Origin of the sequence: Shinella sp. SUS2, from assembly GCF_001262505.1 — a bacterium.
GTDB lineage: Bacteria > Pseudomonadota > Alphaproteobacteria > Rhizobiales > Rhizobiaceae > Shinella.
This window is the reverse complement of record NZ_KQ410789.1, coordinates 1-7,027: the sequence shown is the minus strand read 5'-3', so window position 1 is coordinate 7,027 and position 7,027 is coordinate 1. Positions and strand designations below refer to the sequence as shown.

Here is a 7,027-nt window from a genome sequence, read left to right as displayed (position 1 = left end):
CCCGGCGGTCTCAGGCCGGCGCCACCGTGGCCGACTGTTGCTCCGCCCCGTGGCCGGTTTTTACTCCGCCGTTGACAGGTAGAGAGCAACGAGCTCGCGCCACGACATCATTTGCGTAAAGCGTCCGCACATCAGCGCATCCTCAACTTGCGAAAAAATACCGGATGAGAGGGGAGAACAGGCCTGCGATGGCGCAGAGGAGGAGAATGCCCAGCCAGTGGTAGCCGAAGAAAAGCCGCATCAGCGTTGCGCCCGTAGGAAGATGCCGCTTGAATCGGCCGCGGATATCCGCCGGTCGGTTTCAGCGTTGGCCAGCAATCCAAGGACATGATGATCAGCAAGCGATGAGATTGCGCTGCAGGCCTCCATCTCGTCCCAGCCGGCATCCATCGCCCTCGCGATCAGGGCTTGCAACTCAGCCTCAATCGCTTGCTCACAGCCGACGAGGCGGTCCGGGTAGTCACCGCTGCGCTTTGGACCAGAGATTGCCATAGGCTATCCTCCCAGTAGAGAGGATAGGGCGGTCGCGTTATGCGGGCAAGGCCTGGAACTTCGCGCGTATCTCGTCCGGCCAATACGGATAGTGAGCTGCGCACCACCACCGTGGAGCGGTGTTCGTGCCGGCTGAATAGCCGAGCCCGCCCCAAGCATTGCAGCCGGCGTGCTCGCAATAGTGTTCATCGGGCGTATGGGGGCGGGTGTCGGTACGGTCGTCGGCCATACCGTCGGTGTAGGCGAGTCTCGACATGCCGTCATCTCCTCGCCCGTTTTTTCGCATCCTTGGCCGCCGCCCGGCCTTTGTACCAGAAGTGCCAGTAGTGCCCGGAGCCTTTATCGCGGGGATCGAACCACTCACCACCGAATCGCTCAAGGAAAGCCTCGGCGTCCTCTCGCTTGGCGAAGCAGTAGACGCGGTGCCATTCACCCTCCCAAACCACGGTATGGCCTCTCGGGCACAGCGAGAGATTGGCGCAAAATGCCGCTATAACGTCGGCTTGTTTCATGGTGCCCAGCGAGGAAAGCCGCGCAATCTGGTGTGGCCAACCCTCATTGATGCCCGCGGTCGTCAGCTCCCCCTTGCGATAGCTCATCGTTTTCTCCTCAAGCGTTTCGGTGGATTTTGGCCAGAACGAAGTCGTTTGCTTCCCGATTTCCGCATCGAGTGCAGCGAAGTTTCGGTTCGAGCGTGATGATCATGCGCTTCCGGCCAAAGCGGCGCGCCAGATCCCACCGATCAAGGTAGCCGGCGTGCTTGCAACGCGAGCAGCGGGCGCCGAGCTCGTACCATTCCGGAATATCCTGAAGGGCGACAGAGTGCTGGCGGCTGTTCACGTAGACGTTCACGCCGGTTAGCGTGGCGGGGTCCATTGGGTTACCGGCGGAGATATCAATGCCGCGGCGGTGGCGCATGGCTTAGCCGCCGTTACTCCCGCTCGGCGTGGGGGCGCCAACCGCGTGTGAACCCAGCGCCCATCGCACGATCAGCAAGCTCCAGCTGCCAGCGCAGGTAGGCACAGTCAGCCAGCAGAGTAGCTATTGCAGCGCGAGCATCACCATCGTGCCAGGATAGAGCTTCATCGATTTCGTTGGAGGTTTCAGGTTGTTTTTCGAGCGGGCGCATGTCGTCGTTCTCCTGTGTCTTGTGCCACAGCAGGCATCAGATTTGGTTGTCAGATAGCGGCCGCATCGCCGGCTTGTTCTCAATATGTTCCTGCTAGGATTTGAGTCAAGCGGGCTGTGAAGATAATCCTAGAATCATCGGGGCGTGTGGTTTGTCTGGTCGTGGCTCAGCAATATTTTTTGTCCCATCCAACCGAGCGCCTGGATGAAGAACTTTGGCGCTGAAGCGTGAAAGCGCTCGAGAGTGGAGAGGCCGGGAAAATTTCGAGAACCTGCTGCCACACCTGATTCTGGTGTGGCGGAACGGTTCAAGCCCATATTGCCACACCGGGAAAATACACTCGTATTTTCAATCCATTACGGTGATGGTTTGAAGGGGGTGGAGGCCTCGCCGAGAATCGAACTCGGGTGCAAGGATTTGCAGTCCTCTGCGTCACCACTCCGCCACGAGGCCCCACCAGCTCGAATAATCGAACCGTGACGGGCGTTTAGAACGAATCTACGTGGCGCGCAATACCCTTCATTCTGAACGCGTTCCTTTTTTTGTTCTGAACGCCTGTTCCGAGGCTGTTCCCTCAACGATGCCGAACCGACGCTTCGTTGCCTCCAGAACTCTCTTCTCCGTCTCCTTCGCATAGCCTCGATAAGCAGTACCGGTGCGATGCTTCGATAGCGCGCGCCCCTGGCCTTCAGTAAGGCCCTTTTCCTCCAGTTCCGTCATTCCGCCGTGCCGCGCCTTGTCGAGCGTGAAACCTTCAACATTCACACCCTTCTCGGCCAATTTGGTCGCCATCTTTGAGATTTCCTGCGATAGCCGAGTTCCGTCACGGAATAGGTTGCCGTTTCGTTGGCAGACAATCGAGAGCCCATGCTTCGGTGTCTGCTTCAGGATCCGCTCAGCATCCGGGTAGAGAAGAATCAGCCTTCCGCCATCGTCGACATACTCCAAGGGGTGGGACGCGCGCTCCTCGGTCTTCCTGTGGCCGATCACGATCTTGTCCGGCTCATCTCCGCCGCGGTAGCCGCTCCAAGCCGCATAGCCGGCGCCGATCGACGACGGTCGCATAAGCCATTCGAACGCGAGCACGGCTGCTGCAGCGAGTTCGCCACGCCCCCCTGCGATGGCACCGTCAGCGAACGCGTAGACAGTTTCTCGATTGACGTGACCCTTGATGTGCTTTTTCCTCTTCCGGACCGTGACGCCTTCCCAGGGGTTCGGTGTATCGTTTCGAAAAAGCTCTGGATGATGAGGCCTCATCCGTTTCCACATTGCTTTGCAATAGGTGACGACCTTCTCAGCTGAGCGCATGGCGTCCACATCAGCGAAGGCCTCGTAGATTTTCGTCGCGGTCTTGACCGTGATGTTTGCAATCTTCGCATCGCCAACCCGCGCCATAAGTCCCGTGTCATCGCGCTTGATCGTAGTGGAGCAGACGCGATCCAGAACGCGGCGATAGTCAGGCCGGCTGAACTGAGAGACACGCTGGAGGAAGGCATCGTGCCGGAGATAGGTGTTGACGAGCCATTCCACCGTCCCGTGACGGGAGGTGTCGGCGATGTGAAAGGGGGATTGCTCCTTCAGCCAGCCGTCAAGGCGCTCGTTCCACAGCGCCGCCGCATCGCGCAGTTCGCGTTCGGTGAGATTCACGCCAAGGGCGGCCGAGAGATAGGGGCAATTGCGCTTGCGGTAGCGGGTAGGGCAGGTCCAGTAATATCCGGTGCTGCCGTCCGCGAGTTTTTTGAACGAGGTATACCGAGGTAATTCGACAGGGATCATCACCACCCCGCCGGGTCGCCGCCGACGCTTTCTGGATTGATCACCTTGTCCAGATCGCTCTTCCGCCAAGCTCGAAACTTTCCCTTGCCGCTGCCTGTCTCGATGAAAGGCTCTGGCCATACCTTGCCGACGCGAGACATGAACGCCTCGACGGTCTTCTCGCCAGCGTAGGCCGCTGCGAGCTCATCACGAAGGACAGCAGGCCAGCAGCCTGCTGGGATGACAGCGTGCTTCGTCATTTTTCCACGATATCCACTGAGTTATGCACAGGAGCCGAACGGTCCCTCATGAGAGCATTCCGGCTCGTGACCATGGTGTAGCCATCGGCGAAACGAACAGCGCAGGAATTCATGGTGCCGCGCGCCGTCACCTCGCAGGGCTGGCCTTTACGATCCTGGCGGTTCCAGCGATAGATGTAGGGCAGGGCCGGCGCCGTCATCCCCGCGTCTCCTTCTCCAGCGCAGCGCGGCCGGCGGGGGTGATGCGATACCGAAACGGTGATGTCGGAATGCACTCAACAAGTCCTTTCCGCGTCAATGACGTCAGTGCCGAGCGCGCGGATGTGCCGCACAAATACGGATTCATTCCCCACGATGGATCGCGAATCTGGCGCGGTGTAACCTTCGCTCCAACACCGTGCGCGGCCACATTCTCCAGGGCGCGCCGCTGGTTCCATGTCAGCTTCACGGCCTCTCCCCCATCTGGTGAATAGCGGCGGCGCGGCGGAAGTCGCCATAGGTCAGCGTCTCGTCGCCATACCCCCAAACGTTGTGGTCATCGGGCTTCAATCGCTGGCTGGTTTCATCCATGAAGCGTCCAGCAAGTTTCGCAAACGGCTCCAGTGCCTTCCGTAGCTCGTCCTTCTCGGCGCGGAGAGCTGCTATCTCGGCCGTCAAGGCGATGTTTCGCTTGATGCAGTCGCCGTGCGCTGCCTTTTGCTCGGCCAAATCGGCGCGGAGGGACTCGATGAGGTCGGCGGCTTCATCAACAACACGCCGATCGCAGATAACCACGCTTTCTTCGAGCGTCAGCCCGTAATCCCGCAGCCGCTCTACCAGATCATGTGTCATGGTTGCCTCCTGGGTAGGCTCCAGTTGTGGTTAGGGCGGTGCGCAGCTTGGCTTTCGCCTTCTCGCGATCCTTGGTGTAGTAGGGGATGGCCGAGCCCTTGCGCGGATCGGATTTCGGGAAGAATGCCCGCCAACTACCGGGCGAGCGGCCGTTGAGCCCGAGGCGGCCGACGCGCCGGATTGAGGCGCCCAACGCCTCCGCGATATCCCAGTCGAGATCGCGGTCAGGGCCGCTGCCTTTTTCGAGGCGGGCCAAGACGCTTTCGATACGGTTCGAGCCGTCGTCACTCATCGGCCTGACCTTTCGTGTCTGTGGGGGTGGATGCGCGGTGCACCAGCGAAACGACTGCCTCAACACCCATAACGTAGGCGAGAGGGTCTTCGTTTGCCGCCCATACTCGGCTGCACCGGCGGCGGTCGCCAGAAACCTGATTGATCTTTCCCATAGCGATTTGGATGATCCTACCCGCTTCGGCGTGGATCTGAGCGTCAGACAGCATCGGACGCCTCCGGAGCTGCGCTGGTGTAGAGCGGCTGGCAATCATAGCCATCGCGGTTGAGGAAATCGGCTCCGCCGCCCGCAGGCAGCAATGACCATTCTTCTGGATCATCGCTCTTGACGCGCACGCGCCAGGCCACTGGCTCCGCCCGTAAATTCGCATTAGGGGATGGGTTTTCGATCGATTTGAGGACCGACTTCTCGGTATCGAGCACGAATTTTGCGAGGGCAACACCGTCGCGGACGTTGCCTTCGTCAACGCCGTCGCCGCCCCGCTCTATGACTTCCTCGGCGGCAGCATCGAGCATACGGTGCACCGGCGTCGTACCGTCCTCTTCCTCGCGCTGGAGCTGGCGGGCTATCGATTGTGCGAATTCCCGCAGGTCGGTGACGGCAAATTTCTTCGGCCAGCTATTCTGCTGCTGAACGGCGAAGGCCAGAAGAGCGATGCCAATGGAGATCTTGAGCTGACCGCCCTCAATCACGACTGAAAGCTGCTGGGACATTCGTGCGTTGGTAGCTTTCATCGGTCGGTGCCTTTCGAGGTGCCACTTGTGTTTCTGGTGTCACGGTCTCGGTTCGACTGGCGGTAACCGCAGTCCCATCCGTTCATCCAGACCAATTCCATGAGGGCAGAGACGCCCCATTCGGCCGCGCGCTGGCGAAGATCGGCCGCCGGCCGCTGCGCTGAATAGATCGAGGACCGGGATCATTCGCCACCCCCGGTGCCAGTCGATGATGTGGCGGAGCCGGCCTGGTCGGCATAAATCACCGTTACCATCTGAGCCGGGACGCGCGCCTTGATGTTGCCAGCGAGGTCATAGACCGCGAAGAATGGAACCGGTGCGCACTGACCGTTCTCGCCGTAGGCAACGACCTTGGAGGTGCTGCCGTCTAAACGCGCATCGGTGGAGTATCCGCCGGCATCCTCGCCATCGTACCAGATTGACTTGATGGGGCGCGGATCCATGTGGATGAGGGGGATGTCAGTCATGCTTCACCTGTTTGGGATTGGGCGCGGTAGAAGGTGCAGGGCCGGTAGACGACGGCCTTCTTCGGCTTGTCGGACTTAGGGAAGGGGGCTGATTTCAGCTTGCCGGCTGGGCGCGCGCTGCCGTTGTGGCGCATGCGGATCTTGGCAACCTTCGCCTTCTCCGCGACGTCACGGGTCGTCTTTTCCTTGTGGCATTTAACGTGGGCCGGACGGAGATTGCTTTCCCGGTTTTCGCCGCCGTTGATGAGGGCCTTGACGTGGTCAAGGTCCCAGCGCTGGCCAACCTGGATGGGCTGGCCGCAGAGGTGGCAGCGGTTGTTCCGCTCTATGATGCGGTCACGGACCTTCTTCGGGGCGCGGTGGTCATCGGTCTTTCCGATCCATTCCTCTACGGTGCGGGCCATCAGATAAGGCCCTCCGTCGCGCCGGCGAGCATTTCGGGCCGTGTCGCCACGCGCTCCTGAAATCGCTGCAGCGTCTCAACGGCCTGCATGACGTCGCGCTCGACGGCTGCCGATCGGCGCCGGGCGACGAGAAGCTGGATATCCTGGTGGAAGGGGTCGAGGGGCTTGTCGGCTGTTCGGCGGTCGTGAGCCTTGACGTGGGTGATGGTCATGCCGCGCCCTCTTTGCCGAAGGCCGATAGCGCGGGCGCATAGGCGAGTTTCCGAAGCTGTGCGCGCATCCTGGCGGTGTTGCAGATGACCGGCCCGGTGTTGCCATCGATGTGGCCGGGCTCTGGGGCAACGGCCATCGGCACGACGAGTGACCGCAGGATCGGAAACCGGATCAGCTTGCCGTCTTCCACGGTCGTGTAGTAGCTACCGCCCGCCATGACTTCGGCCTCGGTATAGTCGCCAGACCAAACGAGCGGATAGGCGTAGTTGGCGTTATTCGGGCGCCAGAAGGTCACATATGGGCGTCGGTTCCATTCAGGCCGCAGATCGCAGATTAGGAACGGGCCGGGGGCGGTTGCATCACTCATGCCGCTCTCCGCTTCTGCTCTTTCCGCTCTTCGGGAGTCGGCGCGACGAAGCCGAATTCCCGGGCGAGCAGTTCCGTCGCCGC

At 60.7% G+C, this 7,027-nt stretch carries 15 protein-coding genes and 1 tRNA gene; all 16 read right to left on the bottom strand.

The annotated features are described in order from the left end of the window. Positions 1-240: 240 nt before the first annotated feature. On the bottom strand, positions 241-492 hold the full coding sequence (locus AKG11_RS32765; protein ID WP_050747042.1) for a hypothetical protein: 252 nt from the start codon (positions 490-492) through the stop codon (positions 241-243). Positions 493-529: 37 nt separating this feature from the next. Further along, positions 530-748 (bottom strand): hypothetical protein, encoded by a 219-nt coding sequence (locus tag AKG11_RS32760; protein WP_024270650.1) that lies wholly within the window; start codon positions 746-748, stop codon positions 530-532. 4 nt (positions 749-752) lie between these two features. After that, complete coding sequence (locus AKG11_RS32755; protein WP_050747041.1) at positions 753-1,091, bottom strand: hypothetical protein; 339 nt, start codon at positions 1,089-1,091, stop codon at positions 753-755. Positions 1,092-1,101: 10 nt separating this feature from the next. Further along, the gene (locus AKG11_RS32750; RefSeq protein WP_050747040.1) at positions 1,102-1,410 is read right to left on the bottom strand and encodes a hypothetical protein; all 309 of its coding nucleotides are present in this window, start codon (positions 1,408-1,410) and stop codon (positions 1,102-1,104) included. Positions 1,411-1,423: 13 nt separating this feature from the next. After that, complete coding sequence (locus AKG11_RS32745; protein ID WP_050747039.1) at positions 1,424-1,621, bottom strand: hypothetical protein; 198 nt, start codon at positions 1,619-1,621, stop codon at positions 1,424-1,426. A gap of 379 nt (positions 1,622-2,000) precedes the next feature. Beyond that, positions 2,001-2,074: transfer RNA gene (locus AKG11_RS32740), tRNA-Cys, on the bottom strand. A gap of 66 nt (positions 2,075-2,140) precedes the next feature. Further along, complete coding sequence (locus AKG11_RS32735) at positions 2,141-3,397, bottom strand: hypothetical protein (RefSeq protein ID WP_050747038.1); 1,257 nt, start codon at positions 3,395-3,397, stop codon at positions 2,141-2,143. Continuing rightward, a complete protein-coding gene (locus AKG11_RS32730) occupies positions 3,397-3,636 on the bottom strand; it encodes a hypothetical protein (RefSeq protein ID WP_050747037.1) in 240 nt (79 codons plus the stop codon). Before AKG11_RS32730 ends, AKG11_RS32735 begins: the two co-directional genes overlap by 1 nt. Next, on the bottom strand, positions 3,633-3,836 hold the full coding sequence (locus AKG11_RS32725) for a hypothetical protein (RefSeq protein ID WP_050747036.1): 204 nt from the start codon (positions 3,834-3,836) through the stop codon (positions 3,633-3,635). Before AKG11_RS32725 ends, AKG11_RS32730 begins: the two co-directional genes overlap by 4 nt. A gap of 244 nt (positions 3,837-4,080) precedes the next feature. Beyond that, positions 4,081-4,467, bottom strand: a complete 387-nt coding sequence (locus tag AKG11_RS32720; RefSeq protein WP_050747035.1) for a hypothetical protein — start codon at positions 4,465-4,467, stop codon at positions 4,081-4,083. Then, positions 4,457-4,759, bottom strand: a complete 303-nt coding sequence (locus tag AKG11_RS32715; RefSeq protein ID WP_050747034.1) for a hypothetical protein — start codon at positions 4,757-4,759, stop codon at positions 4,457-4,459. Before AKG11_RS32715 ends, AKG11_RS32720 begins: the two co-directional genes overlap by 11 nt. A gap of 197 nt (positions 4,760-4,956) precedes the next feature. Then, positions 4,957-5,493, bottom strand: a complete 537-nt coding sequence (locus tag AKG11_RS32705; protein ID WP_156334221.1) for a hypothetical protein — start codon at positions 5,491-5,493, stop codon at positions 4,957-4,959. 182 nt (positions 5,494-5,675) lie between these two features. Beyond that, a complete protein-coding gene (locus tag AKG11_RS32700; protein WP_050747031.1) occupies positions 5,676-5,960 on the bottom strand; it encodes a hypothetical protein in 285 nt (94 codons plus the stop codon). Beyond that, positions 5,957-6,364, bottom strand: a complete 408-nt coding sequence (locus AKG11_RS32695) for an HNH endonuclease (protein WP_050747030.1) — start codon at positions 6,362-6,364, stop codon at positions 5,957-5,959. Before AKG11_RS32695 ends, AKG11_RS32700 begins: the two co-directional genes overlap by 4 nt. After that, complete coding sequence (locus AKG11_RS32690) at positions 6,364-6,576, bottom strand: hypothetical protein (protein WP_050747029.1); 213 nt, start codon at positions 6,574-6,576, stop codon at positions 6,364-6,366. The genes AKG11_RS32695 and AKG11_RS32690 overlap by 1 nt, the downstream gene beginning before the upstream one ends. Beyond that, positions 6,573-6,944 carry a hypothetical protein gene (locus AKG11_RS32685; RefSeq protein WP_050747028.1) on the bottom strand — a complete coding sequence of 124 codons (372 nt, stop codon included), beginning with the start codon at positions 6,942-6,944 and terminating at the stop codon, positions 6,573-6,575. Before AKG11_RS32685 ends, AKG11_RS32690 begins: the two co-directional genes overlap by 4 nt. Positions 6,945-7,027: the final 83 nt, after the last annotated feature.

Bases quoted from the DNA above. Each gene is read 5' to 3' on its own strand.
- AKG11_RS32765 (WP_050747042.1), bottom strand. From the start codon at position 492: ATGGCAATCTCTGGTCCAAAGCGCAGCGGTGACTACCCGGACCGCCTC.
- AKG11_RS32760 (WP_024270650.1), bottom strand. From the start codon at position 748: ATGTCGAGACTCGCCTACACCGACGGTATGGCCGACGACCGTACCGAC.
- AKG11_RS32755 (WP_050747041.1), bottom strand. From the start codon at position 1,091: ATGAGCTATCGCAAGGGGGAGCTGACGACCGCGGGCATCAATGAGGGT.
- AKG11_RS32750 (WP_050747040.1), bottom strand. From the start codon at position 1,410: ATGCGCCACCGCCGCGGCATTGATATCTCCGCCGGTAACCCAATGGAC.
- AKG11_RS32745 (WP_050747039.1), bottom strand. From the start codon at position 1,621: ATGCGCCCGCTCGAAAAACAACCTGAAACCTCCAACGAAATCGATGAA.
- AKG11_RS32735 (WP_050747038.1), bottom strand. From the start codon at position 3,397: ATGATCCCTGTCGAATTACCTCGGTATACCTCGTTCAAAAAACTCGCG.
- AKG11_RS32730 (WP_050747037.1), bottom strand. From the start codon at position 3,636: ATGACGAAGCACGCTGTCATCCCAGCAGGCTGCTGGCCTGCTGTCCTT.
- AKG11_RS32725 (WP_050747036.1), bottom strand. From the start codon at position 3,836: ATGACGGCGCCGGCCCTGCCCTACATCTATCGCTGGAACCGCCAGGAT.
- AKG11_RS32720 (WP_050747035.1), bottom strand. From the start codon at position 4,467: ATGACACATGATCTGGTAGAGCGGCTGCGGGATTACGGGCTGACGCTC.
- AKG11_RS32715 (WP_050747034.1), bottom strand. From the start codon at position 4,759: ATGAGTGACGACGGCTCGAACCGTATCGAAAGCGTCTTGGCCCGCCTC.
- AKG11_RS32705 (WP_156334221.1), bottom strand. From the start codon at position 5,493: ATGAAAGCTACCAACGCACGAATGTCCCAGCAGCTTTCAGTCGTGATT.
- AKG11_RS32700 (WP_050747031.1), bottom strand. From the start codon at position 5,960: ATGACTGACATCCCCCTCATCCACATGGATCCGCGCCCCATCAAGTCA.
- AKG11_RS32695 (WP_050747030.1), bottom strand. From the start codon at position 6,364: ATGGCCCGCACCGTAGAGGAATGGATCGGAAAGACCGATGACCACCGC.
- AKG11_RS32690 (WP_050747029.1), bottom strand. From the start codon at position 6,576: ATGACCATCACCCACGTCAAGGCTCACGACCGCCGAACAGCCGACAAG.
- AKG11_RS32685 (WP_050747028.1), bottom strand. From the start codon at position 6,944: ATGAGTGATGCAACCGCCCCCGGCCCGTTCCTAATCTGCGATCTGCGG.